This window comes from Pseudomonas sp. Irchel s3f7 (genome assembly GCF_900187615.1).
Classification (GTDB): Bacteria; Pseudomonadota; Gammaproteobacteria; order Pseudomonadales; family Pseudomonadaceae; genus Aquipseudomonas.
Genome location: NZ_FYDO01000027.1, coordinates 13,697 through 36,581, shown reverse-complemented (window position 1 = coordinate 36,581; position 22,885 = coordinate 13,697). Strand labels below are relative to the sequence as shown.

Genomic DNA, 22,885 nt, shown 5'->3' with positions numbered 1-22,885 from the left:
CAGAGGAATAAGGATATGAGCGGCATTCCGTTTGATCAGCGCGAAGGCGTGATCTGGCTCGACGGCGAGTTCGTCGAATGGTCACGGGCGCAGTTGCATGTGCTGAGCCATGGCCTGCATTACGCGAGCACGGTGTACGAAGGTGAGCGCGTGTACAACGGCAGGATTTTCAGGTTGCGCGAGCACACCGGACGGCTATATCGCTCGGCGCAGCTGATGGACTTTACGATCCCGTTTGAACCCGCCGAGCTCGAAGCGGCCAGTCGCCAATTGCTGCATCGCAACAACGTCGTCGATGGCTATCTGAGGCCGGTGGCCTGGCGCGGCAGTGAGATGATTTCCACCTCGGCGCGTTTCAATCGCGTGCATGTGGCGATCGCCTGCTGGCAATGGCCGAGCTATTTCGACCCGGCGGCACGCATGGCCGGCATTCGCTTGAAAACCGCGACGTGGCGCCGTCCGCCACCGAGCAGCAGCCCCTTCGAAGCCAAGGCATCCGGGCATTATCAGATCGCCACGCTGAGCAAGCACGACGCCGAGAACAACGGCTACCACGACGCCTTGATGCTCGACTGGCGTGGTCATGTCGCCGAAGCCACCAGCGCCAATGTGTTCTTCGTCAAAGGCCGGACGTTGCACACGCCGGTGCCGGACTGTTTTCTCAACGGCATCACCCGCCAGACCGTGATCGAACTCGCCAGGGCGCTGGACTATCAAGTGATTGAACGCACGATGTTGCCTACGGAACTGGGCGACTTCGACGAGTGTTTTCTCACCGGCACCGCCGCCGAAATCACCCCGGTGCAGAGCATCGACCAGCAGCACTATCGACCGGGCAATGCCTGCCGCGACTTCATTGCCGCTTACACCTCAACCGTCAACGCCGAATAACCTGTCAGGAACCTCGCCATGTCAGATCAAGGGATTGTTGCGTCTCAACTTTACGTTTCGCTCGGCCATCGTCATGAAGAATTATCGACCCTAGGCTGGACGGTGCTGACCCCGGACGAATTTGCCGATGATGTCGTAGGAACCTTGCACGAGTTTGGTCCGATCATTCCGCAGTTCAACGGTCAGACGGCGTTCGCCATCACCCGCAAAGCGGGCTACGAAGATCTGCCGTATTCGCAGAGCATGAACGGCATCGGTCCGCATACCGAGGCGCCGGTGTATGGACCGCCGCCGCGTTATCTGGCGCTGCATTGTCATCAGCAGGCGACCTGCGGGGGCGGGCATACGGGGTTGGTCGACGGTTACGCGTTCTTGAAGTCGCTTGAGCGATACGAACCGGAACTGCGTGAATGGCTCGACGACACGCCTGTGGAATTCGTCGCCACCGCCAAACCGGGCGAAGCGGCGCAAACCCGGGTCAAGGCATACATCCTTACGCCGACCGAAGACGGGGATATTTTCCGCTTCAGCTACAACCAGTTTCACTACGGCGATGTGAATCCTTCGAAAGAGGCGTTGCAGCAATCGCAGGTCGCCCACAACCTTTCTCCACTGGCCAGATTTGCGCTGCTCGGCGAAGCGTACTTCGTCGAGCATAACGTTCCGGTGCTGATTCCCGACGGTTGCCTGCTGATTTGGGACAACTGGCGAATGATTCATGCCCGCAGTCGTTACACTGACCCGGCGCGCAACCTGACCCGCTACTGGCTGGCCTGATTTTTCCGTCGCCCATTATTCTTTTGGCGTCCCCCTTGGCGGGTACGCGTCCTACAGGTATCGCGTCATGCAGACAGCAATCGAGATCGCCCAGGTCGATCATCAACTGATCGTGCGGCTCAATCAGGCCTGGACCAAGCGTGCCACGGTGTGTTCGCCGGACAGGGGCCAGGTCGACGAAGTGTTCGACCCGGCGCGCCCGGATTATCCGGAGTGCATGGTGCCGTTTTTTCATCACCCCAAATTCCAGTCGCTGAGCGATGAGCTCAAGAACCGCGTCGTGACCTGGGGCTGGATCGGCTACAACCTGCGCACCGTCACCGCCGAAGAGCTCTTAGTGAACCCGGCGCTGAGCGTCATTGCCAATCAATACCTGGGCAAGGACGACTGGCATTTTCGCGAGGCGATGCAGCAGACCTTGATCGATGAGCACTACCACACGCTCATGCATTTGCGTGCCATCGAGCGAACCAGACTGGATCGCGCACTTGATCAGGATCTGGACCTGCCGCCCTCGGTCACGTACTTGCGCTTAAAGGCCCAGCGCGAAACTCTGCCCGAGCAATGGCAGCGGGATTTGGCAGCGATCACCTTCGCGGTGGTGGCCGAGATCAGCGTTAACGCTTATCTGGATTTGCTGGCCGACGACCAGACGATCCAGCCGCAAAACCGCCGCGTCGCCGAACTGCACAACCGCGACGAATACGCCCACAGCAAGGTGCTGGCGGAAGTGGCCAAGGTCATGTACGCCAACATGCAGCCCGAGCAGCGGGCATTTTTCGCACGCAACCTGTCGGTGGCGCTGAGTGCTTTTATCGCCCAGGACTACTCGATGTGGGAGGCGATCCTGACGCAGCTTGGGGTCGAGGACGCGGCGCTGATCATTGCCGATACTCGCGAGAGCAACAAAAACGCGACGATCATGCGCGACTACAGTGGCCTGCATAAATTGGCGCAGGACCTGGGCATCAGCGACCAGATCGACTTCGACTTCCGTCCGACCCTCAAAGCCACGGCTGCGGCCTGATCCCCGGAGGTGTTCATGTCCGTTCCTGTGTACGAAGTGTTCGCCATCCGTGTGGGCGCCAATGCCCAGCGCACCGCCAAGGAGAACTTTCTCTACGACGCCTGTTGTGGCGATCCAAATGCGCCGATGCCGCTGGACTATTACTTCTGGGTCATCCGCAACGAGGAGCAGGTGATCGTGGTCGACACCTGTTTTCAACCGGCCACGGCGGACCGGCGCAATCGTCAGCTGTACCGCCTGCCGGAAGATTCCCTACGGCAACTGGACATCGATCCGACGCAGGTCGAGCACCTTGTCCTCACGCATTTGCATTGGGACCATGCCGGCAATCTCGGGTTGTTTCCCAAGGCGACGGTGCATTTGCAGGAAGCGGAACTGCGCTTCTGCACCGGTCCGAAAATGGCTCATCGCACGGTGAATAAAACCTACGAAGTCGAGGATGTGATGTCGGCGCTGCCACCGTTGTTCGAGGGGCGGATGCGCTTGCACAACGGCATGGTTGAAGTACTGCCCGGCGTGACGTTGCACCCGGTGGGCGGTCATACACCGGGCAGTCAGGTGGTGCGGGTGAACACGGCGCGTGGCTGGATTGTGCTGGCGTCGGATGCCGCGCATTTGTGGGTCAACATTCGTGAACGCAGCCCGTTTCCGATCCTCGATGACCTGGCGCAAACCCTTGAAGCGTTCAGCGAGATCGACCGTCTGGCCGATGGCGAAGACCACGTCATTCCCGGTCATGATCCGCTGATCGCCGAGCGTTTTGCGCATTGGAAAGATGACCCGCATATCATCTGCCTGCACCAGCCCCCAGTCTGAGTCACATTCAAAACCTGTAGGAGCCGGCTTGCTGGCGAAGGCGGCGGCCCATTCAGCATTGATGTGACTGACACGTCGCTTTCGCGAGCAGGGTTTGGGTCAACCTTGATGTTTGAGGATTTTGCCCAACGTCTCCAGCGCCTCATCGATCCGCGGCGAGTACGGTGCCCCGCAACCCATTCGCACGAAGTGATCAAAGTGCCGGGTATTGGAAAAGATATCCCCAGGTGAAATCTGGATGCCGACCTTCAGCGCTTCATGAAAAAACGCCATGGATGAATGCCGACGGGGCAGTTCCACCCACAACAGCGTGCCACCTTGTGGGTTGGTCACGCGGGTGCCGAGCGGGAAATATCGGGTAATCGACTCGCTCATCTGCCGACGTTGCAGTGTCAGGGTTTTCCTCAAACGGCGCAGGTAACGTTCGTAGGACGGCGTCTTCATGAAGGCTCCGACGGCCAGTTGCGACAAGGTTTCGCAGCCTCGGGACTGGGCGTGTTTAAGCATCTCCACGCGGTCATGCCATTTTCCGGCGCTGATCCAGCCCAGTCGTATGCCCGGGGCCAGGGTTTTGTTCAGCGAGGCGCAATAGATCACGTTGTCGGTCTGGTCCCAGTGTTTGAGCGTGGACAAAGGTTGCTCGGTGTCCACCAGGTCGCCGTAGGTGTCGTCCTCGATCAGCACCGTGTCGTGCTCGGCGCACAGCATCACCAGCCGTGCCTTGTTGGCGTCGGGCATGATGCTGCCCAACGGATTGTGCAGATTGGGAATGACGATCAACGCCTTGATCCGCTCGGGGCCTTGCAGCAAAAGTTGCAGGGCCGCCAGGTTGATTCCCGTGTGGGCCGAGGCTGGGACTTCCATCACCCGCAGGTTCAGGCTTTCGAGAATTTGCAGCAGGCCGTAGAAGGTCGGCGACTCCACGGCGACGGTATCGCCGGGCTGCGTGACGGCGCGCAAGGCGAGGTTGATCGCTTCGGTCGCGCCGTGGGTGATCACGATTCGCTCGGCGACCAGATGAGTCTTGGTGGTCAGCGCACGCCTCGCCAGGACGTTGCGCAACGCGCTATTGCCGCACGTCGAACCCGTCGCGCCGAGCAGGTGCGAGTCGTAGCGCAGCGACTTGATCAGGTTGTCCTGAAGTGTCTTCAGCGGATAGAGCTCAGCTGCGCAATAGGCACTGGCGAAGTTGACCTTGATCGTTGCCCGCTGGCTGGCCTTGAGCACCGAGGACACCTGTTCATGAATGCCGACGTAAGCCCCGGAATCCATCGTTGGCGGGAGGGGTATCGAGGTGGATTTGGGCAAGGTGTCGGGCTGGCGGATGTAGTTGCCCGAGCGTGGCCGCGCCTCCAGCACGCCACAATCCTCAAGTTCCCGGCACACCTGTACGGCGGTCGACAGGCTGACCGCGTGTTTTTCCATCATCAGGCGGATCGAGGGCAAGCGTTCGCCGGTTTTCAGCGTGCCGCTGCGGATGGCATCCAGGTAATGGTTGGCCAACTGACGGTACAAGGGCGTCGTGTTCATGAAGACCTCAGCAGGTTGCACCACTGAGGTCTTGGGCTGGAAAGTGAGTTGACGCTCCCCGCAGGCGGACCCGTGATGCAGAGGGGTGAAGGGAAGTGTTGTCCTGCTGTGGATACTGGAAGACTAATCGCGGTTTTGCCCGAAACCCGGGCAATAAAAAGCCCCGTTTGGATGGCGGGGTTCTTGCGTCAGTCGCTGAGGAATGTGTGGCGAGGGAGCTTGCTCCCGCTTGAGTGCGGAGCACTCACAAAAATCGGCTGTACTTTGAGATTTTTGGGGCCGCTACGCTGCCCAGCGCGAGCAAGCTCGCTCGCCACAAGTGTGAGAGGTCGGGTTACTGCGCGGCGATGCTATAGCCGTCGAACGCGGTCTGCTGTTGCAGGGCGGTGATGATGTTCTTGCGGTTGACCGCTTGCTCGGCGCCACTGTTGTCCAGGAACGTCTCGCTTTCCAGTTCTGCTTCGTCGCCTTCGCCCACGAAAGTGAACCCGAGGAATTCCAGCGCTTCACGGTCAACGCTCAAACGCGAGCGTGGGGTGCGCAACGGCAAGGTCACACTGATGCCGTCCTTGCTGATGGTGAACACTTCGAGTTCTTTCTTGGCCTTGGCGGCTTTGCTCTTGCCGCTGCTCGGGTTGCTGATGGCTTGATGCGTCTGGTTCAGCACCTTCAGTGCCAGACCGTAGACGATTTCCTGAAACGCCGGGTCGTCCTTGAAGCTGGACAGGATGCGGCTGATCGGGAATTTGCTGCTCAGGTCTTCCAGTGCCGCAATGTCTGCAGCTTCGGCGTCCTTGAGCTGTTTGAGTTCGCCCATCAGTTCGTAGGCTTTGTCATCGTCGAAGCTGTCGTGGGCCTGGCGGATCGCGGCGCGCAGCTCGCGGATCTGGTCGCTTTCGCGGGTGGACTGGAAAGCGTCCAGCACCATCTCGCTGATGGTTTTGGCCTGGGGCACGTGTTGTGAAAGATTGATGGAGTTTTCGTATTCCGCTTTGGACGACAGGTTGGCTACGGTTTCGGCGGTGTTGGAATCGGACATTGAAATTTCACTACTTCTATAACTTGAATAGGGGCGAAAAAGCCCGGGGGCTTTTTCAGGTCGCCTAATCTATTGGACCGGGGCGGCGTTGTCACGGATGAACAGGCGGCTGGTCATCTTTTTGCTTTTCTGTGGGAGCCTGTTCGCGATGGCCGCGCCACGGTGTGTCAGGCCTGCCGCGGTGTATTGAGGTTCATCGAGCGCACCGCCAACGCTGTCGCCGTTTCCTCATCGATCGGCAACGAGAATCGAAAGGTCGCCCCGCGCCCCGGCACGTCGATCAACTGAATCTCGCGCCCATGCAATTGCAGGATGCGATGCACGATCCGCAGTCCCAACCCGCCATCGCGCCGGGCGCCGCCAATGTTGAACGGCCGCAAGAACAATCCTTCACGCAGTTCCGCAGCGATCCCCGGTCCGGTATCGCTGACCGTCACTTCGATGAACGCCCCTTGCACACGCAAGCCCAGTTCGATTTCGCCCCCTGGCGGTGTATGGCGCAGGGCGTTGTCGAACAGATTGGTAAGCACCCGCTCGATCAACCCCAGGTCGGCGCAGGCTGCCGAAACGTTGGGGGCGAACGTGGCCTTCAATTCGACCTGACGCGCCTCGGCGGTCAGTTCGAATTTCTGGAAAATATCCTGGGCCAGATCGGTCAGGGAAAAGCGCTCCAGCACCGGTTGCACAAAGCCATGTTCCAGGCGCACCAGCTCCAGCAGCGATTGCGCCAACCCGCCGACCTTGCGACTTTGATCCAGTGCGATGCCCAGGTAGCGGCGACGGTCGTCGGGGGACAGGGTCGCGTCTTTGAGCGACAGGGTTTCCAGATAGCCGTGCAGTGAGGCCAATGGTGTGCGCAGGTCGTGGGAGATGTTCGCCACCAGTTCGCGGCGCTCCTGGTCCTGGCGGGTCAGGGAGCGCCATTGCTCGCCGAGGCGTGCCTGCATCTGGCGGAACGTGGCGTCGAGAATGGCGATTTCATCGTGGCTGGCGGTTTTATCCACAGCGACGGGCAGGGCCGGGATGACCGGGACGCCATCGATGTCGAACTGGCTGACGGTCTCGGTCAAACGGCGCAAGGGCCGGGTGATCAACCTGAACGCCGTGAGACCGGCAATCAGGCACAGCAACGCGACAAGACCGATGGACAGCAGGGCGGTATTGAGTGCCGCGCTGGTCGCACCCCGCGCAGCCAAACGGTCGTGGTCTTCGCCGAGCAATACCACGTAGAGATAACCGGCCGGTTTGCCGTCGACCTTCAACGGCGCGGCGCTGAACACCTTGCGCGTATCGACGCTGCGCGGGTCGTCGCCGAGGATCGGCAAGGCATCGCCCCGCAGCAGGCGCTGGATCGGCGCGAGGTCGAGCCGTTCCCGGCGTATCCGGCCTTCGGGCGCGGCGCTACCGACAATCTTGCCTTCGGTATCGAGCAAGTACACCTCGACACTCGGGTTGACCTGCATCAGCTTGCTGAACAGATCACGCACGGCGTCAGGCATCAGGCCTTTGTTGTCCATCAGCACGGTATCGCTGGCGATGTGCTGGGCCAGGTCCCGGGACAAGCCTTGCACCACCTCCTGTTCATGCAGCTGGTTGGAGCGCACCTGCAACCACGCCGAGGTGCCGCAGCACACCAGCAACAGCACGGCGAACACCAGGGACAGGCGTTGCGTCAGGGTCAGCCTCATGGTTGCGCTTGCTCCCCGGTGGCGAACTTGTAGCCGCGGCCCCACACCGTGAGGATGCGCACCGGTTGCGCCGGATCGGTCTCGATCTTGGCGCGCAAGCGGTTGATGTGCGTGTTGACCGTGTGCTCGTAACCTTCGTGGCTGTAGCCCCATACGGCGTTGAGCAAGTCCATACGCGAAAACACTTTGCCGGGCTGGCGCGCGAAGAAGTACAACAAGTCGAACTCCCGGGGCGTGAGGTCCAGGCGACGGCCGTCGAGGGACACTTCGCGGGTGATCGGATCGATGGCCAAACCGTCCACAAGCAAACTGCCGGCGTCCATCTTCAGGTTGCGCGCCATGGCTTCGACCCGGCGCAACAGCGCTTTGACCCGGGCCACCAGTTCGAGCATGGAAAACGGCTTGGCCAGGTAATCGTCGGCCCCCAGTTCGAGGCCGAGAATCCGGTGCACTTCGCTGGAACGTGCGCTGGTGATGATGATCGGCGTGTAGCGCGCCATGGCCCGGGCGCGGCGGCAGATTTCCAGGCCATCGACGCCGGGCAGCATCAGGTCGAGGATCAACGCATCCCAGTTGCCTTGCTGCAACAGGCGCATGCCTTCGGTGCCGTCGGCGCTGTGCACGACCTCGAACTGCTCATCACGCAGATGCAGGCAGATCAGGTCGGCGATATGCAGGTCATCCTCGACCACGAGGACGCGTTTGGTCTGTTCCATCCAGCTCATCCTTTGGCGAGGTTTGTGCGTAATGGCGCTAACGAAAACCTTGTAGGAGCTGGCTTGCCAGCGAAGACGGCGGCACGTCCACAGTTGATGTGACTGATACATCGCCTTCGCCGGCAAGCCGGCTCCTACAAGGACAGCAATCGCAAGGTTCAAAATTGCATGACGCATTGTGCGGGTTTTTCGGGGGCCGAGTTATCACGAATTGTTTAACTTCCCGTGAGGATTTGGCGACCCCCTCAAGCCTAGGCTGTGTTCCATCAACGGCCCCTGGAATTTTTGGAGACGGTCATGTTTTCACGACGGCAATTTTTGGCAGTCAGCGGTGGAGTGGGGGTGGCAGCCTTGGCGATCGGCCTGTTGCCAAAGTTTTCCACAGGCGCTGCGCTGATCAGTGAAGCCCGCGCAGAGGAGGCATTCGAAGTGACCCACAGCGACAGTGAATGGCACGCGATTCTGAGTGACGAGCAATACGAAATCCTCCGCGAAGAGGGCACCGAACGCGCCTTCAGCAGCCCGCTGAACAACGAGCACCGCGACGGCACGTTTGCCTGCGCCGGTTGCGAGCTGCCGCTGTTTTCTTCAGCGACCAAGTTCGACAGCCGCACCGGCTGGCCGAGTTTCTGGGCGCCATTGGACAAGGCCGTGGCGACCCGCCAGGACCGCTCCTATGGTGTGTTGCGTGAAGAGGTTCACTGCCGGCGTTGCGGCGGGCATTTGGGGCATGTCTTCGATGACGGCCCGAAACCGACCGGGCTGCGTTACTGCATGAATGGTCTGGCGCTTAAGTTCGAACCCACGACTCAGGAGTCCGCCTCATGAAAAATCTTTTCACGTGGCGTCGCACGTTGTTGGCAATGGTTGCTGCCGGCGTTATCGGGCAATGCTCGGCGCTTTCTTTCGGCGCGGCAGAGGCTGTCCTGCTGCCGCCACCGACACTCGACGAAAGCACCCAGGCGCGCAGCGAAACCGCAGTTTTTGCAGGCGGTTGTTTCTGGGGTGTCCAAGGGGTGTTCCAGCATGTCAAAGGCGTTAAAAACGCGGTCTCCGGGTATGCCGGTGGTGCGGCCAACACCGCGCAGTACGAGCGGGTCAGCGATGGCAATACCGGGCACGCGGAATCGGTCGAGGTGACCTTCGATCCGAGCCAGGTCAGCTACGGCACGCTGCTGCAAATCTACTTTTCGGTGGCCCATAACCCGACCGAACTCAACCGTCAGGGCCCCGACACCGGGACTCAATATCGTTCAGCCCTTTTCCCCCAAAGCGCCGAGCAGCAAAAAGTCGCGCAGGCCTACATCGCCCAACTCGACGCGGCCAAGTCGTTCAGTAAACCCATCGTGACCAAACTGGAAACTTTCAACGGCTTCTACCCGGCAGAGGAGGAGCATCAGGACTTTCTCACCGAGCATCCGACCTATCCGTATATCGTGATCAACGATTTGCCGAAAGTGGCGCAGCTCAAACAGCTGTACCCCGAGCGTTATCAGGACAAACCGGTGTTGGTGAAGGCGGGGAGGTAGGCGTTATCCGGAGATCACATTCTTGCCGGCGATTTTCGACCGATACAGCGCCTGATCGGCCCGGGCCATCAGGCCGGTTTGCTGTTCATCGTCGAAGCGCTGGACCACGCCGAAGCTCATGGTCACGTTGAAATCGCCGACTGGCAGCAAATCCACAAGGCCGTGGCGGATTTTCTCGGCCAGGGTTCTGGCTTCGGCCAGCGACGTGTTGGGCAGCGTCATGATGAATTCGTCGCCACCCCATCGCGCCAACAAGTCGCCTGCGCGCACGAAGCGCTTCACGTTGTCGACCACATGCACCAGGGCAGCGTCACCCAAGGCATGACCGTAGTGATCGTTGATGATTTTGAAGTCGTCGATGTCCATGGCAATCAGCGACAGTGGCTCGCGAAAGCGTTGGGCGCGCTCGCAGGCCTGGGGCAGCACCTGTTCCAGGCGATAGCGATTGGCGATGCACGTCAGGGTGTCGGTTTGCGCCAGCTTGCGGTTTTCATCGAGTTGCAGCTGTAGCTGCAGATTGACCCGCGACAATTCGCGGGTGCGCTCTTCAATCAGTGCTTCGAGGGAGTGATTGCGCCGTTCGAGTTCTTCGAACAGGCGTCGCTTGTCTTCGATGCTGCGGTGGGCGCCGATCATCCGCGCCACCGAGCCGTCAGCATTGCGCGCCAGGATGTGGCCGCGGTCTTCGATCCAGAGGTATTGGCCGTCCTGCATGCGGCAGCGATACTCGGCTTGATAACCCGGCGCCCGCTCGCTCAGGTAGTCGTCAAACACGGCCATGACCCGCGGGTAATCCTCGGGGTGGATGAGGTTCTCCCAGGTCAAGACGTTGTTGTCCAGGGAGTGAGGCGTATAGCCGAGCATCTCGTACCACCGCGCTGTGCGGTAGACGAAACCGGTGTTGGCGTTTCAGTCCCAGATCCCGTCGCTGACCAGCTCCAGGATGGTGTGCAACATGTCGTCGTTCATGTCCGACACGTTGAATTTAAACGGCTCGATACTCGATGCCTCACCCATCTCGCTCTCCCTGCGTCCTGATGTCTGGCTGATAAGCGGCAGATTAGTGCATGAGTATTGTGGCGGCTAGTGTTTGCCCCACATCTGCAGGGCGAAATCGACGAAACGGCGCAATTTTGGCAAGCGGTAACGATCCTGTGCGTACATCAGGTTCATCGGACGGCTCGGTGGACAGTAATCCGGCATCAGGGCCAGCAATTTTCCGTCCCTGAGATCTTGTTCGACCAGGGCGTCAGGCAGCATCACGATGCCCATGCCGGTGCGCGCAGCTTGATGCAGCCCGGCCGAACTGTTGATCAACATCGGACCACTGACCGCCACCAGAACGTCGCCGTCCGGTCCGGCCAGGCGCCATTCCTTTTCCACCGAATGCCAGTCATCACCGGCCGGATAGGCGAACGACAGACAGTCGTGGTGTTGCAGGTCTTCAGGTATTTGCGGGGTGCCCCGGCGTGCCAGGTACGCCGGTGATGCGCACATGGTCAGCGTGTAGTCGATCAGCGGCCGGGCGATCAGGTTGGAGGCTTCGAGCTCGCCGAGGCGGAAAGCCACGTCGAGTCCGTTTTCGAGCAGGTCCGGGCGTCGATTGGTCAGCGTGACGTCCAGTTTCACCCGCGGGTTGTGCAGGCTGAACTCGCTCAGGGCCGGGGCCAGGCGTTCAGTGCCGAAGGTCAGCGGCGCGGTGATGCGCAGTGTGCCGCTTGGTTCGTCGAGGGCCTGTTCGGCCAACCGCTCGGAATCGGCCACCAAGCCCAGCACTTCCAGGCAGCGCTGGTAGTACGCCGCGCCGAACTCGGTGAGCCGCTGGCGTCGCGTTGTCCGGTTGAGCAGACGCACACCCAGGCGTTGCTCCAGCGCCTTGAGGTGATTACCGACCATGGTCGTGGACATTTCGCACTGCAAGGCAGCGGCCGTCATGCTGCCGGCTTCCACCACTTTCACGTAAACGGTCATTGCCTGGAACAGGTCCATTATCAATCCATGGTTGAAGATGATTGAAGTTTTATCGCGTTTATCCAGCTCGGGTGGCTAACCATACTGCAAAAACACCGACCCTTGCTGGAGCTTGATGTCATGACCGCCGCCTGCCTGATGAGCACTTACCAACCGCTTGCCCTGAGCTTCAACAAGGGCCTGGGCACACGCCTGTGGGATCAGGCCGGGCGTGAATACCTGGACGCGGTTGCAGGCGTGGCGGTAACCAACGTCGGCCATTCCCATCCGAAAATCGTCGCCGCCATCACGGAGCAGGCCGGGTTGCTGTTGCACACCTCCAACCTCTACAGCATCGACTGGCAACAGCGGCTGGCGCAGAAATTGACGGCGTTGTCGGGCATGGACCGGGCGTTCTTCAACAACTCCGGTGCCGAGGCCAACGAAACAGCACTGAAGATTGCGCGCTTGCATGGCTGGCACAAAGGCATCGAGCAACCGCTGGTGGTGGTCATGGAGAATGCGTTTCATGGGCGCACCCTCGGCACGTTATCCGCCAGTGACGGCCCGGCCGTGCGCCTGGGCTTCAACAAATTGCCGGGGGATTTCATCAAGGTGCCGTTCGGCGACCTGAAGGCGTTGGATCGCGTGCAGCAGGCGCATGGCTCGCGCATCGTGGCGATCCTGATGGAACCGATTCAGGGCGAGAGCGGCGTGCAACTGGCGCCGCCCGGTTACCTGAAAGCCGTGCGCGAACTGTGCAACCGGCGCTCGTGGCTGCTGATGCTCGACGAAATCCAGACCGGCATCGGCCGCACCGGCCAGTGGTTCGCGTTTCAGCACGAAGGTATCGTCCCGGACGTCATGACCTTGGCCAAGGGCCTGGGCAACGGCGTGCCGATTGGTGCCTGCCTGGCCCGTGGCAAAGCCGCCGACCTGTTCACGCCCGGCAGCCACGGCAGCACCTTCGGTGGCAATCCGCTGGCCTGTCGGGTCGGTTGCACCGTGCTGGATATCATCGAAGAACAAGGCCTGCTGGAAAACGCCCGGCTTCAGGGCGAACATTTGCTGAGCAGATTGCGCATGGAATTGGCGGACCACCCGAACGTCTCGGCGATCCGTGGGCAGGGCCTGATGATCGGCATCGAACTCAAGCAACCGATCCGCGACCTGAGCCTGATCGCCGCGCGGGATCATGCCTTGCTGATCAACGTGACGCGTGGGCAAACCATTCGGCTGCTGCCGCCGTTGACCCTTGATGAGCGGGAGGTGGAGATGATTGTCAGAGGGGTGAGTCGTGTTGTGAAAGCGGCGTGAGGATGGCTTCAGTAATGGTATCTGCACATTACGATGCGTAACTCTCCGTCCTCGATGGTGTAGACCAAGCGATGCTCAGCGGTAATTCGTCGTGACCAGAAGCCACTCAGATTGTGTTTGAGTGGCTCTGGTTTTCCCGGGCCATCGAACGGCTCGCGCTGAATTGACTTGATCAACAAGTTGATTCGTTTGAGCCCCGCCTTGTCGTTTTGCTGGAACCAAAGATAGTCGTCCCAGCCTTCAGGAGTGAACTCGGTTTTCATTCTTCGATAAGTTGCCTGGCTTTGGTTTTTCCGGCCCGCAGGTTGCCGATTGATTTGATCAGGCGTTCAGCATTGGCGGGGGAGCGAAGCAGGTAGGCGGTCTCTTCAAGGGCGTTGTATTCCGCCAGGGACATCATCACCACCGGTTCACCTTTCTGACGGGTGACCAGCAATGGTGCTTGGTCCTCGTTGACCCGATCCATGGTCTCTGCCAAGTGTGCGCGTGCGGTGGTGTAGTTAATGGTTTGCATGGTGCAGTCCTCGCTTGATGCAAAGAACGTACAGAAATGAGTACAGGATGACAAGGCGATACCTCTCAGTGGTCGTTTTTGCTTTTGCGCATGAACGTTTGTACTGAGTGTGGACGAAACCTCATCGGGACGTTTCTGTGAGCGGCGTAGTCCTTGTCTGATAGACCGATGTGAAGATGATCAATCGCTGAGCCGAATTATTTTAGCGAGATCCATGATTTGAACCCGGTCCATCAACTGAATCCTTGAACCGCCAAACCCTTCGATCACCCAGCGTTCTTCATCGGCCGCGATCCGCGCCATGCCCAAGGCTTCGGCGCGGGGTCGGGCGATGCTGTGTTCGTCGCTCAGCCAATGAAGCGAATCCAGGTCGACCCAGGTCGCTTGCAGTGGCCCGGCCAGTTGCTGCGCGAGCCAGCTTTTGCCCGAGCCGGAGTTACCAATGATCAGCGTTCGGGTGAGGTCCATGAGCGATACCGATCAACTGTAGGAGGGTTTTTGCGCTCAATCATCGCTTTCGGGTGCGACCATTCGTGTCTTCGGCGAGCCATTCGAATTGTGCTGAAAGATATCCTGCGGCTGGCCGCTGTCATTGAAAAACACTTGGCCGATCCCCGCTGAATTCCATAACCGTTCGCCCGCTTCAGCATGTTCCGGCACGTGCGGCACGATGCGCATGCGCCGACGTTTGGTCAGCCAGTTCAGCGGTGAGCGCGGCGAATACAGCCAGCGGTTGAGGCGGTCGAACCACTCCAGCAGGGTTGGCGGGAACTCGTTCTTGATGCCGCTGCTGGTGATCTGCCAGATTTTCGGACCGGCCTTGCGATGGCGGATCAGCACTTCGTAGACGAAGGAGTAATGCACATCCCCCGACAGCACCACGTAGTTTCCCGGTGTGCGCGAGTGGCGGAAGATGTTCAGGATCACTTGCGCGGCACCGCGATGGGCCATCCAGTTTTCCGCGTCCACCAGCAGGGGGAAACCGCACCAACTGAACACCCGCTGCACGGTTTCGATCAGTTTGACGCCGAAGATCGGCGCCGGCGAAACGATGATGGCGCTCGGATGGTCCAGCAGTTCCTGTTGCAGTTCGCTGAGGGCTTCCCAGTCCAGCAGGCCGGAGGGTTGCTTGAGGTTCATCTCGCTGCGCCAGCGCCGGGTTCGGGTGTCGACAACGACGACCGCCGGGGTGGTGGGCAGTACAAAATGCCAGTTTTGAAACTTCAGCAGGTCATCGATCAAGTCGTCCTGAACCGGGCTGTCGAGGTAGCGGTCGTGCCCGGTGGCACTGAACGCGCGGGCCTTCTCCACGACGTCACGGAAGGCGTCCGGGTTGTTGCCCCAGCCCTGGCACAGCATGTAGGCAATCAACGCATTGCCGATGATGCGTTTGGAGAACGGATGGCCGTAGGCCGTTTCTTCCCATTGCGCGGAAAGATTCCAGTCATCGGTAATGTCGTGGTCGTCGAAAATCATCAGCGTCGGCATGTGCGCCAATGCCCGGGCGACGTTGCCCAGCCCGGCCTTGAAGCCATCGATGTACGTCTGCTCCAGCGCGTAGCGCTCGCGGCGTTGCGCTGTCAGTACCGGTGGTTGCGGTGCAATCAAGGTCCAGGGAGTTGACGACCAGACCAGCAAGTACATGGCCATGACTTCGGCGAACGTCACCAGGTGGTTATCGGCACTGCTGCTGGTGAAAATCGGTTTGCGTGCACCACCGAAAAACCGATCGCGCAGGGTTTCGTTGCTCTCCAGCGCCGGTAGCAAGTCGGCGCGGTGGTAGTAGCTGGCGGGGTGTTCGTAAAGCTTGGCGCTGTCGCTGACCACGGCGCCTTCGAGGTGTTCTTCGAACAGTCCCAGTCGCTCGATCAAAGCATGAATCGCCCGCAGCATCGGCCCCGCGACATCGTCGGCGTAAACCTGATCGCCGGTCATGATTAGCAGGGCAGGGCGATCCAGGGCTTCATGTTGTTGCGCCAACAGCTCATCGACGCACAGCAAACCGTCGGTCGCCGGGTGATGAGGCTTGCGGCAGGAGCCGTGCAGCAATTGATCCACCCGTGAGCGCAGTACGAAGTCCGGGCGCACGGCATCGCCGTACAGCAGGTGCGGTGCCCAGTCGGCGATACCTTCAACGCCGTCGATGAGCAGGTCGTATTCGATCCGCTCGTCACAGGGCAGGGCGGTTTCGAGCGATACGTCGATCAAATGAACGAAGGCATGGGCGCCCACCGCCACCACGGTGCAGTGCGTCGTATCGAGGCGGATGTCACCGATACCCTGCACGCGCAAAGTCAGCTCCAGTGCCCGCGAGCCGACCAGCCACAGCACCAGACGCGAGGGCTCCAGTCGTCGCAACAGCGGGCCGGCCAGGACTGGTGGCAGGGAAGTGCATTCGTCGGGCAGTGGCAGCGTCGCGGACATCCGGATTCAAGACTCTTGGGGCACAGAGGCGGGCGATGATAGCGCAGGTCGAGGGCTGACAGGCTAATGGGGCGTGTCTTGTCATGTCATGCCTGTCACGAAATGAAAAGCCATTGTCGTCTGATGAGAAGCGTGCCGACAGGCCTCGTCCTACAGTCCAATCAGTGCAATTCGATGCCACGCCAACCTGCTGATCGGAGAATAAGAAAAATGGCCAAAGCTGTACGCTTTTACGAAACCGGTGGTCCTGAAGTCCTACGTTACGAGGACGTCGAAGTCGGCGATCCCGGTCCGGGCCAGGTTCGTCTTCGCCACGTAGCAGTTGGCCTGAACTATGCCGACACCTACTTCCGCAATGGTACTTACCCGATCCCGATGCCGAACGGCATGGGCGTTGAAGCCTCCGGGGTGGTCCAGGCCATCGGCGAAGGCGTGACCAACGTCCAAGTGGGCGATCGCGTCACCTACACCGGTTTTCTCAATACCCTGGGTGCCTATAGCACCGAGCGCCTGATCGCGGCCGCACCGCTGATCAAGCTGCCAGAAACCATCAGCTTCGAAACCGCCGCCGCGATGACCATGCGTGGCTTGACGTCTTCGTACCTGATGCGCCGCATCTACGACTTCAAGCCAGGCGACAGCATTCTGTTGCACGCCGCCGCCGGTGGTGTTGGCATGATCGTTTCGCAGTGGGCCAAGCTGCTGGGCCTGAACGTGATCGGTACGGTGTCGACCGAGCAAAAGGCCGAAATCGCCCGCGCTCACGGTTGCGACCATACGATCAATTACAGCCATGAAGACGTTGCCGCTCGCGTTCGCGAATTGACCGACGGTGTGGGCGTCAACGTGGTGTTCGACAGCGTTGGCAAGAACACCTTCATGGGTTCGCTGGATTCGCTGAAACCCCGTGGCCTGATGGTCTGCGTGGGCACTGCGTCCGGCCCGATCCCGGCGTTCGACCCGGTGATGCTGGCGATGAAAGGTTCGCTGTACCTGACCCGTCCGGCCCTGGCCAACTACATCAGCGACCCGGCCGAAAAAGCCGCCCTGGCGGGCGAGTTGTTCGACCACGTCGGCAGCGGCCGGATCAAGATCGAGATCAACCAGCACTACGCCCTGCAGGACGCTGTGCAGGCGCACCGCGATCTTGAATCTCGCAAGACTACCGGCTCGTCGATTTTCGTCGTTTAAGGAGCTACCAGCCATGAAAGTCGAACAATTGACCTACAGCATTGGCGCCGAACTGATCGGCGTCAACCTGGCCGACGCAATACATGATGACGGTCTGTTTGCCGAGATTCGTGCCCAGCTGCTCAAGCACCGCGTGGTGTTCCTGCGCGATCAGGACATCTCCCGCGCCGAACACGTGGCGTTCGCCCGTCGCTTCGGCGAGCTGGAAGATCACCCGGTGGCCGGCAGCGATCCGGATCACCCGGGGCTGGTGCAGATCTTCAAGCGGCCGGATCAGCCGATGGACCGCTACGAAAACGCCTGGCACACCGACGCCACCTGGCGCGAAGCACCGCCGATGGGCTGCGTACTGCGCTGCGTGGAATGCCCGCCCGTGGGCGGCGACACCATGTGGACCAACATGGTCGCGGCTTACGCGAACCTGCCGGAAGACGTGAAGGTCAAGATCGCCGACCTGCGTGCCCGCCACAGCATCGAAGCGAGCTTCGGTGCCGCCATGCCGATTGAAAAACGCCTGGCGCTCAAGGCGATGTACCCGGACGCCGAGCACCCGGTGGTGCGCACCCATCCGGAAACCGGCGAGAAGGTGTTGTTCGTCAACGCCTTCACTACCCACTTCAGCAACTACCACACCCCTGACCGGGTGCGCTTCGGCCAGGACGCCAACCCTGGCGCCGGCGAGTTGCTGCGCTACCTGATCAGCCAGGCGTACATCCCTGAGTATCAAGTGCGCTGGCGCTGGAAGCCGAACAGCATCGCTATCTGGGACAACCGCAGTACCCAGCACTACGCCGTCATGGATTACCCACCGTGCCATCGCAAGATGGAGCGCGCCGGGATTATCGGCGACAAGACGTTCTGATCGAGCGCCACCTGCATCGCACTCGTAAACACGTCCGCCCGGCATGGCCCCGGGTGGGCGGGACAATCATAAGAACTGGAGTAACCCATGCAATTTTTCGACGATTCCCTGCACCCGGAAAACATGGATAAGGTAGTCATTACCGTGGCCCCGTACGGCCCGGAGTGGATGCCGGAAGATTTCCCGGAAGACATCCCGTTGACCATGGATGAGCAGGTTCAGAAAGCAGTTGAATGCTATGAAGCCGGCGCCACCGTGCTGCACTTGCATGTGCGTGAACTGGACGGCAAGGGCTCCAAGCGTCTGTCGAAGTTCAACGAACTGATCGCCGGTGTGCGTGAAGCCGTGCCAGACATGATTATCCAGGTGGGCGGTTCGATTTCCTTCGCCCCGGAAAGCGACGGCGAAGCGGCCAAGTGGCTGTCCGACGACACCCGTCACATGCTGGCCGAACTGACCCCGAAACCGGATCAGGTCACCGTGGCAATCAACACCACGCAAATGAACATCATGGAGTTGTTGTACCCGGAGTACCTCAAAGGTACCTCCCTGGACAACCCGTTGATTCACGCTGCCTACAGCGAAATGACCGTACCGGCAGGTCCGGGCTGGGTTGCCGAGCACCTCAAGCGCCTGATGGGCAACGGCATCCAGCCACACTTCCAGCTGACCGGCATGCACGCCCTGGAAACCCTTGAGCGCCTGGTGCGCCGTGGCGTTTACAAAGGTCCGCTGAACCTGACCTGGATCGGCATCGGCGGCGGTTTCGACGGCCCGAACCCGTTCAACTTCTTCAACTTCATCCACCGCGCTCCGGACGGTTGCACGCTGACCTCCGAATCGCTGCTCAAGAACGTCATGCCGTTCAACACCATGTCGATGGCCATGGGCATGCACCCGCGTGTGGGCAACGAAGACACTATCATTGATCACAAGGGCGACCGTTTCGGCTCGGTTGCACAGATCCAGCAAACCGTGCGCATTGCCCATGAACTGGGTCGTGAAATCGCCACCGGCAAAGAAGCCCGCGAGATCTACCGCATCGGCGTGCAGTACGACAGCATCGAAGAAACCCTGTTGGCCAACGGCATGGCCCCCAACCGCAAGGCTGGGCAGAAAGGTGTACCGCAACGCGGTTAACCTAGGGGTCGGGACGAGAGGCCGTGACCACTCGTCTACCCGACCGCTGCATGCTTGATAACAAAAATAAAACAAAGCTCTTGAGGAGGCTGAATGGCCTTTCACCCAATCGCCGCTGGCGATGACGACTCCGGTGGAGTCGGCGTTGCGCGCCAATATGCCTGGATCGTCTTTGCATTGACATTCGGCTTGTTGATTTCAGATTACATGTCGCGTCAGGTACTGAACGCGGTGTTCCCGCTGCTCAAAAGTGAGTGGTCGTTGAGCGACGGACAGCTCGGTTTGCTCAGTGGCATCGTTGCCCTGATGGTGGGCCTGCTGACGTTTCCCCTGTCGTTGCTGGCAGACCGTTTCGGCCGGGTCAAAAGCCTGGCGCTGATGGCGTTCCTGTGGAGCGTGGCCACACTTGGCTGTGCGCTGGCACAAGATTATCAACAGATGTTCATTGCGCGGTTCATGGTCGGCGTCGGCGAAGCCGCCTACGGCAGCGTGGGCATCGCCGTCGTGATCTCGGTGTTCCCCAAAGAGATGCGGGCAACCCTGGCCAGTGCCTTTATGGCGGGCGGGATGTTCGGCTCGGTGCTGGGCATGGCGCTGGGCGGTGCAATTGCCGCCAAGCTGGGCTGGCGCTGGTCGTTCGCCGGTATGTCGCTGTTTGGTCTGTTTCTGGCGGTGCTGTACCCGCTCATCGTCAAGGAAGCGCGTATTGCGCCACAACGTGCTGCCCAGGTTGCGAACAAAACCGCAGCGGCGGTCAAGCGTCCGCTGCGTACGCTGTGGTCCAGCCGTTCGGTGGTGTCGACCTACATCGCCAGTGGCTTGCAGTTGTTCGTTGGCGGCACCGTGATGGTGTGGATTCCCAGCTACATGAACCGCTACTACGACATGCCCACCGACAAGGCTGGCGGCATGGCGGCAATCATCGTGCTGTGCAGCGGTGCAGGGATGATCCTGTGCGGCATCCTCAGTGACCGTCTGTGCCGGAATTCGCCTGATCGCAAGGTCAGCCTGGCCATCTTTTTTTGCCTGGGCAGTTGTCTGCTTTTATCGGCCGCGTTCGCGCTGCCGGCCGGGCCTTTACAACTGGTGCTGATCTGCCTGGGCATGTTGATTGCCACGGGCACCACCGGCCCTTGCGGCGCCATGGTTGCCAACCTGACGCATTACTCGGTCCACGGCACGGCGTTCGCTACGCTGACCCTGGCCAACAACATGCTGGGCCTGGCGCCGGGGCCGTACATCACGGGCAAGGTATCGGACCTCATCGGTTTGCATGCCGCGTTCCAATTGGTGCCACTGGTCAGCCTTGCGGCCGCAGCGGTGTTCTTTTATGCCAAGTGTCACTACCACAAAGATATTGCCCGTCTTCAGGGTCAGAGCGTGTCTGACCCCGTCAATGAAGCCGGATTAGAGGTGAAGTTGTGAGTCGTCGTTTACGTATTGATGTGTTTTTCGATTTTATTTGCCCCTGGTGCCTGATCGGAAAGCGCCAGCTGGAGCATGCACAGGTCCAGTTCCGCAGTCGCCATCCGGATGTGCAGATCACCACGGTATGGCATGGCGTGCAGTTGCTGCCTCAGTTGCCGGTTCAAGGTGAACCCTTTGCCGACTTCTATCGCAAGCGTCTGGGCAATGCCGATGCGGTGGCGATGCGTCAGGCCCAGGTACAGCAGGCCGCTGCGACGGTCGGGTTGTCGATTGACCTGAGCCGCATCGCGACGATGCCCAACACCGCTGACGCCCATCGTTTGTTCGAGCGTGCCAGCACGCTGGGCAACGTTGCCCAGCGTGAGATGTTGCTTGAACGGTTGTTCGCCGCGTATTTCAAGAAAGGCGAAGATTTGGGTTGCGGTGAGACGTTGCTCGCCATTGCCCGCGATTGCGGCATTGACGTAAACGACGTAGCCGACGCCTTGCTGGGCGACGCCACGCCATTTGAAGGAGCGCCCGGCGCAAGCAGCGGCGTGCCAAGCTTCCAGTTCGACCGCCGGATGACGGTGGTGGGCGCGCAACCTGCCGAGTCATTGCTCGCGGCCATGAGCGAAGCGCTGAAAGAAAGTGACCGTGAGCGGCAGACGGCATGACCCGGCGCATTCCCGTACCTGCCGGCAAGCACCCGCAGGCCGGCGGTCGGGCGCTGTTCGAGTTCGAAGATAAAAGCCTGGCACTGTTCAACGTCGACGGGCAGTTGTATGCCATCGACGACAGCTGTCCGCATCAGGGCTCTTCGCTCTGCGGCGGGCGCCTTGAAGGGCGGGTGATTCAATGCCTGGCCCATGGGCTGCGCTTCGATTTGCACAGCGGTTACCTGCTCAATTCCAAGCAGGTCAAAATCAATAACTACCCGGTCGAGATCATCGACGGCCAGGCGTTTATCGTCATCGCTACCGAGGAGTCCGCGCCATGAGCGCTTTAGCTCTCTCCCGCATCCAAAGCCGCACCCGCGAATTGGCCCCGGGGTTTATCGTCAGTCTGATTGTCGCGGCCGCGGCGTCGTTCTTGTCCGAGCACTACGGTGCGCCGGTCATGCTGTTTGCCTTGTTGCTGGGCATGGCCCTGAATTTTCTGGCCGATGACGGCCCCTGCAAGGCCGGTGTCGAGTTCACCGCCCGCACGGTGCTGCGCATCGGCGTAGCGTTGCTGGGCATGCGCATTACCCTGGAACAGATGGCGGCGCTGGGTTGGAAGCCGATTGCACTGGTGGTGATCCTGGTGGTAGTGACCATCAGCGTGTCTGTGATCGCCGCCAAGGCCCTGGGCTTCCAGCGTCTGTTCGGTATGCTCACCGGTGGCGCGACGGCCATCTGTGGCGCCTCGGCGGCCCTGGCACTGGCAGCGGCGCTGCCGAACCATCCGCAGAAAGAGCGCGCCACGCTGTTCACGGTGATTGGCGTGTCGGCATTGTCGACCATGGCGATGATCGTCTACCCGATGATCGCCAACTGGCTTGAGTTGTCGCCGCAGGTCGCGGGCGTGTTCCTCGGCGCCACGATCCACGACGTGGCCCAGGTGGTCGGCGCCGGTTACAGCATGTCCACCGAGACCGGCGACACCGCCACCGTGGTCAAGCTGATGCGTGTTGCCATGCTGCTGCCGGTGATCGTCACCGCCGCCATGATCACCCGCATGCAAGGCGCGGACACGAGCGGTAAGCGTCCGCCGCTGCTGCCGTGGTTTGCCGTCGGCTTCCTGATTCTGGCGTGCATCAACAGCACCGGCTGGATCGCCCCGGCGGTGCAGGGTTCGGTCAACGAATTGTCGCGCTGGTGCCTGGTGATTTCCATCAGTGCCCTGGGCATGAAAACCCGGCTCAAAGAGCTCGCCGCCGTCGGTATCAAGCCGATCCTGCTGATGGTGGGAGAGACGGTGTTCCTGGTTGTGCTGGTGCTGTTGCTGTTGCGCTGGGGACTCTAAGCAAGCGATTCAAATGTGTTATGGCAGGGTCCTACGGCGTCGACTCCTCATGCTGTGGGG

At 60.5% G+C, this 22,885-nt stretch carries 22 protein-coding genes and 2 pseudogenes; 14 read left to right on the top strand and 10 right to left on the bottom strand.

Annotated features, from left to right (window positions below; all coding sequences use genetic code 11):
* Positions 1–15 precede the first annotated feature (15 nt).
* The 4 genes from CKW19_RS21845 (at position 16) to CKW19_RS21830 (ending at position 3,511) form a co-directional block, all read left to right on the top strand.
* On the top strand, positions 16–891 hold the full coding sequence (locus CKW19_RS21845; protein ID WP_095059810.1) for a branched-chain amino acid aminotransferase: 876 nt from the start codon (positions 16–18) through the stop codon (positions 889–891).
* An 18-nt stretch (positions 892–909) separates the two neighbouring features.
* Entirely contained in the window at positions 910–1,668 is a 759-nt protein-coding gene (locus tag CKW19_RS21840) for a TauD/TfdA family dioxygenase (RefSeq protein ID WP_095059809.1), read from the top strand.
* 67 nt (positions 1,669–1,735) lie between these two features.
* Positions 1,736–2,695, top strand: coding sequence for a diiron oxygenase (locus CKW19_RS21835; protein WP_095059808.1), 960 nt, complete (start codon positions 1,736–1,738; stop codon positions 2,693–2,695).
* Between the two features lie 15 nt (positions 2,696–2,710).
* The gene (locus tag CKW19_RS21830; RefSeq protein ID WP_095059807.1) at positions 2,711–3,511 is read left to right on the top strand and encodes an N-acyl homoserine lactonase family protein; all 801 of its coding nucleotides are present in this window, start codon (positions 2,711–2,713) and stop codon (positions 3,509–3,511) included.
* Positions 3,512–3,610: 99 nt separating this feature from the next.
* On the opposite strand, the gene CKW19_RS21825 is transcribed toward CKW19_RS21830, so the two are convergent.
* The 4 genes from CKW19_RS21825 to CKW19_RS21810 all read right to left on the bottom strand — a co-directional run bounded on the left by CKW19_RS21825 (position 3,611) and on the right by CKW19_RS21810 (position 8,484).
* Positions 3,611–5,041, bottom strand: a complete 1,431-nt coding sequence (locus CKW19_RS21825; RefSeq protein ID WP_095059806.1) for a PLP-dependent aminotransferase family protein — start codon at positions 5,039–5,041, stop codon at positions 3,611–3,613.
* A gap of 334 nt (positions 5,042–5,375) precedes the next feature.
* Positions 5,376–6,080 (bottom strand): hypothetical protein, encoded by a 705-nt coding sequence (locus CKW19_RS21820; protein ID WP_095059805.1) that lies wholly within the window; start codon positions 6,078–6,080, stop codon positions 5,376–5,378.
* Between the two features lie 167 nt (positions 6,081–6,247).
* A complete protein-coding gene (locus CKW19_RS21815) occupies positions 6,248–7,768 on the bottom strand; it encodes an ATP-binding protein (RefSeq protein ID WP_095059804.1) in 1,521 nt (506 codons plus the stop codon).
* Positions 7,765–8,484, bottom strand: coding sequence for a response regulator transcription factor (locus CKW19_RS21810; protein ID WP_095059803.1), 720 nt, complete (start codon positions 8,482–8,484; stop codon positions 7,765–7,767). Before CKW19_RS21810 ends, CKW19_RS21815 begins: the two co-directional genes overlap by 4 nt.
* A 297-nt stretch (positions 8,485–8,781) precedes the next feature.
* Between CKW19_RS21810 and msrB the strand changes: the two genes are divergently transcribed.
* Positions 8,782–9,312: a peptide-methionine (R)-S-oxide reductase MsrB gene (gene msrB, locus CKW19_RS21805; RefSeq protein ID WP_095059802.1), complete on the top strand. Its 531-nt coding sequence runs from the start codon at positions 8,782–8,784 to the stop codon at positions 9,310–9,312.
* Positions 9,309–10,013, top strand: coding sequence for a peptide-methionine (S)-S-oxide reductase MsrA (gene msrA / locus CKW19_RS21800; protein ID WP_095059801.1), 705 nt, complete (start codon positions 9,309–9,311; stop codon positions 10,011–10,013). Before msrB ends, msrA begins: the two co-directional genes overlap by 4 nt.
* A gap of 3 nt (positions 10,014–10,016) precedes the next feature.
* Here msrA and CKW19_RS21795 read toward each other — a convergent pair.
* Positions 10,017–11,030, bottom strand: a pseudogene (locus CKW19_RS21795) (diguanylate cyclase domain-containing protein).
* Between the two features lie 66 nt (positions 11,031–11,096).
* A complete protein-coding gene (locus CKW19_RS21790) occupies positions 11,097–12,002 on the bottom strand; it encodes a LysR family transcriptional regulator (RefSeq protein ID WP_095059800.1) in 906 nt (301 codons plus the stop codon).
* A gap of 102 nt (positions 12,003–12,104) precedes the next feature.
* On the opposite strand from CKW19_RS21790, the gene CKW19_RS21785 reads away from it, so the two are divergent.
* The gene (locus CKW19_RS21785; RefSeq protein ID WP_095059799.1) at positions 12,105–13,280 is read left to right on the top strand and encodes an aspartate aminotransferase family protein; all 1,176 of its coding nucleotides are present in this window, start codon (positions 12,105–12,107) and stop codon (positions 13,278–13,280) included.
* Positions 13,281–13,288: 8 nt separating this feature from the next.
* Here CKW19_RS21785 and CKW19_RS21780 read toward each other — a convergent pair whose 3' ends face one another.
* The 4 genes and pseudogenes from CKW19_RS21780 to CKW19_RS21765 all read right to left on the bottom strand — a co-directional run bounded on the left by CKW19_RS21780 (position 13,289) and on the right by CKW19_RS21765 (position 16,218).
* The gene (locus CKW19_RS21780; RefSeq protein WP_095059798.1) at positions 13,289–13,543 is read right to left on the bottom strand and encodes a Txe/YoeB family addiction module toxin; all 255 of its coding nucleotides are present in this window, start codon (positions 13,541–13,543) and stop codon (positions 13,289–13,291) included.
* Positions 13,540–13,794 carry a type II toxin-antitoxin system prevent-host-death family antitoxin gene (locus CKW19_RS21775; RefSeq protein ID WP_095059797.1) on the bottom strand — a complete coding sequence of 85 codons (255 nt, stop codon included), beginning with the start codon at positions 13,792–13,794 and terminating at the stop codon, positions 13,540–13,542. Before CKW19_RS21775 ends, CKW19_RS21780 begins: the two co-directional genes overlap by 4 nt.
* A gap of 249 nt (positions 13,795–14,043) precedes the next feature.
* Positions 14,044–14,262, bottom strand: a pseudogene (locus tag CKW19_RS21770) (adenylate kinase); the annotation flags it as partial.
* Between the two features lie 36 nt (positions 14,263–14,298).
* Positions 14,299–16,218, bottom strand: coding sequence for an alkaline phosphatase D family protein (locus tag CKW19_RS21765; RefSeq protein WP_095059796.1), 1,920 nt, complete (start codon positions 16,216–16,218; stop codon positions 14,299–14,301).
* A 210-nt stretch (positions 16,219–16,428) separates the two neighbouring features.
* Between CKW19_RS21765 and CKW19_RS21760 the strand changes: the two genes are divergently transcribed.
* The 7 genes from CKW19_RS21760 to CKW19_RS21730 all read left to right on the top strand — a co-directional run bounded on the left by CKW19_RS21760 (position 16,429) and on the right by CKW19_RS21730 (position 22,825).
* Positions 16,429–17,409, top strand: a complete 981-nt coding sequence (locus CKW19_RS21760; RefSeq protein ID WP_095059795.1) for a quinone oxidoreductase — start codon at positions 16,429–16,431, stop codon at positions 17,407–17,409.
* Between the two features lie 13 nt (positions 17,410–17,422).
* A complete protein-coding gene (locus tag CKW19_RS21755) occupies positions 17,423–18,271 on the top strand; it encodes a TauD/TfdA family dioxygenase (RefSeq protein ID WP_095059794.1) in 849 nt (282 codons plus the stop codon).
* 87 nt (positions 18,272–18,358) lie between these two features.
* Positions 18,359–19,411 (top strand): 3-keto-5-aminohexanoate cleavage protein, encoded by a 1,053-nt coding sequence (locus CKW19_RS21750; protein ID WP_095059793.1) that lies wholly within the window; start codon positions 18,359–18,361, stop codon positions 19,409–19,411.
* A 93-nt stretch (positions 19,412–19,504) separates the two neighbouring features.
* A complete protein-coding gene (locus CKW19_RS21745; protein WP_095059792.1) occupies positions 19,505–20,836 on the top strand; it encodes an MFS transporter in 1,332 nt (443 codons plus the stop codon).
* The gene (locus CKW19_RS21740; RefSeq protein WP_095059791.1) at positions 20,833–21,495 is read left to right on the top strand and encodes a DsbA family oxidoreductase; all 663 of its coding nucleotides are present in this window, start codon (positions 20,833–20,835) and stop codon (positions 21,493–21,495) included. Before CKW19_RS21745 ends, CKW19_RS21740 begins: the two co-directional genes overlap by 4 nt.
* Positions 21,492–21,818 (top strand): Rieske 2Fe-2S domain-containing protein, encoded by a 327-nt coding sequence (locus CKW19_RS21735; RefSeq protein ID WP_095059790.1) that lies wholly within the window; start codon positions 21,492–21,494, stop codon positions 21,816–21,818. The genes CKW19_RS21740 and CKW19_RS21735 overlap by 4 nt, the downstream gene beginning before the upstream one ends.
* On the top strand, positions 21,815–22,825 hold the full coding sequence (locus CKW19_RS21730) for a YeiH family protein (RefSeq protein ID WP_095059789.1): 1,011 nt from the start codon (positions 21,815–21,817) through the stop codon (positions 22,823–22,825). The genes CKW19_RS21735 and CKW19_RS21730 overlap by 4 nt, the downstream gene beginning before the upstream one ends.
* Positions 22,826–22,885 lie beyond the last annotated feature (60 nt).

Bases quoted from the DNA above. Each gene is read 5' to 3' on its own strand.
- CKW19_RS21845 (WP_095059810.1), top strand. From the start codon at position 16: ATGAGCGGCATTCCGTTTGATCAGCGCGAAGGCGTGATCTGGCTCGAC.
- CKW19_RS21840 (WP_095059809.1), top strand. From the start codon at position 910: ATGTCAGATCAAGGGATTGTTGCGTCTCAACTTTACGTTTCGCTCGGC.
- CKW19_RS21835 (WP_095059808.1), top strand. From the start codon at position 1,736: ATGCAGACAGCAATCGAGATCGCCCAGGTCGATCATCAACTGATCGTG.
- CKW19_RS21830 (WP_095059807.1), top strand. From the start codon at position 2,711: ATGTCCGTTCCTGTGTACGAAGTGTTCGCCATCCGTGTGGGCGCCAAT.
- CKW19_RS21825 (WP_095059806.1), bottom strand. From the start codon at position 5,041: ATGAACACGACGCCCTTGTACCGTCAGTTGGCCAACCATTACCTGGAT.
- CKW19_RS21820 (WP_095059805.1), bottom strand. From the start codon at position 6,080: ATGTCCGATTCCAACACCGCCGAAACCGTAGCCAACCTGTCGTCCAAA.
- CKW19_RS21815 (WP_095059804.1), bottom strand. From the start codon at position 7,768: ATGAGGCTGACCCTGACGCAACGCCTGTCCCTGGTGTTCGCCGTGCTG.
- CKW19_RS21810 (WP_095059803.1), bottom strand. From the start codon at position 8,484: ATGGAACAGACCAAACGCGTCCTCGTGGTCGAGGATGACCTGCATATC.
- msrB (WP_095059802.1), top strand. From the start codon at position 8,782: ATGTTTTCACGACGGCAATTTTTGGCAGTCAGCGGTGGAGTGGGGGTG.
- msrA (WP_095059801.1), top strand. From the start codon at position 9,309: ATGAAAAATCTTTTCACGTGGCGTCGCACGTTGTTGGCAATGGTTGCT.
- CKW19_RS21790 (WP_095059800.1), bottom strand. From the start codon at position 12,002: ATGGACCTGTTCCAGGCAATGACCGTTTACGTGAAAGTGGTGGAAGCC.
- CKW19_RS21785 (WP_095059799.1), top strand. From the start codon at position 12,105: ATGACCGCCGCCTGCCTGATGAGCACTTACCAACCGCTTGCCCTGAGC.
- CKW19_RS21780 (WP_095059798.1), bottom strand. From the start codon at position 13,543: ATGAAAACCGAGTTCACTCCTGAAGGCTGGGACGACTATCTTTGGTTC.
- CKW19_RS21775 (WP_095059797.1), bottom strand. From the start codon at position 13,794: ATGCAAACCATTAACTACACCACCGCACGCGCACACTTGGCAGAGACC.
- CKW19_RS21765 (WP_095059796.1), bottom strand. From the start codon at position 16,218: ATGTCCGCGACGCTGCCACTGCCCGACGAATGCACTTCCCTGCCACCA.
- CKW19_RS21760 (WP_095059795.1), top strand. From the start codon at position 16,429: ATGGCCAAAGCTGTACGCTTTTACGAAACCGGTGGTCCTGAAGTCCTA.
- CKW19_RS21755 (WP_095059794.1), top strand. From the start codon at position 17,423: ATGAAAGTCGAACAATTGACCTACAGCATTGGCGCCGAACTGATCGGC.
- CKW19_RS21750 (WP_095059793.1), top strand. From the start codon at position 18,359: ATGCAATTTTTCGACGATTCCCTGCACCCGGAAAACATGGATAAGGTA.
- CKW19_RS21745 (WP_095059792.1), top strand. From the start codon at position 19,505: ATGGCCTTTCACCCAATCGCCGCTGGCGATGACGACTCCGGTGGAGTC.
- CKW19_RS21735 (WP_095059790.1), top strand. From the start codon at position 21,492: ATGACCCGGCGCATTCCCGTACCTGCCGGCAAGCACCCGCAGGCCGGC.
- CKW19_RS21730 (WP_095059789.1), top strand. From the start codon at position 21,815: ATGAGCGCTTTAGCTCTCTCCCGCATCCAAAGCCGCACCCGCGAATTG.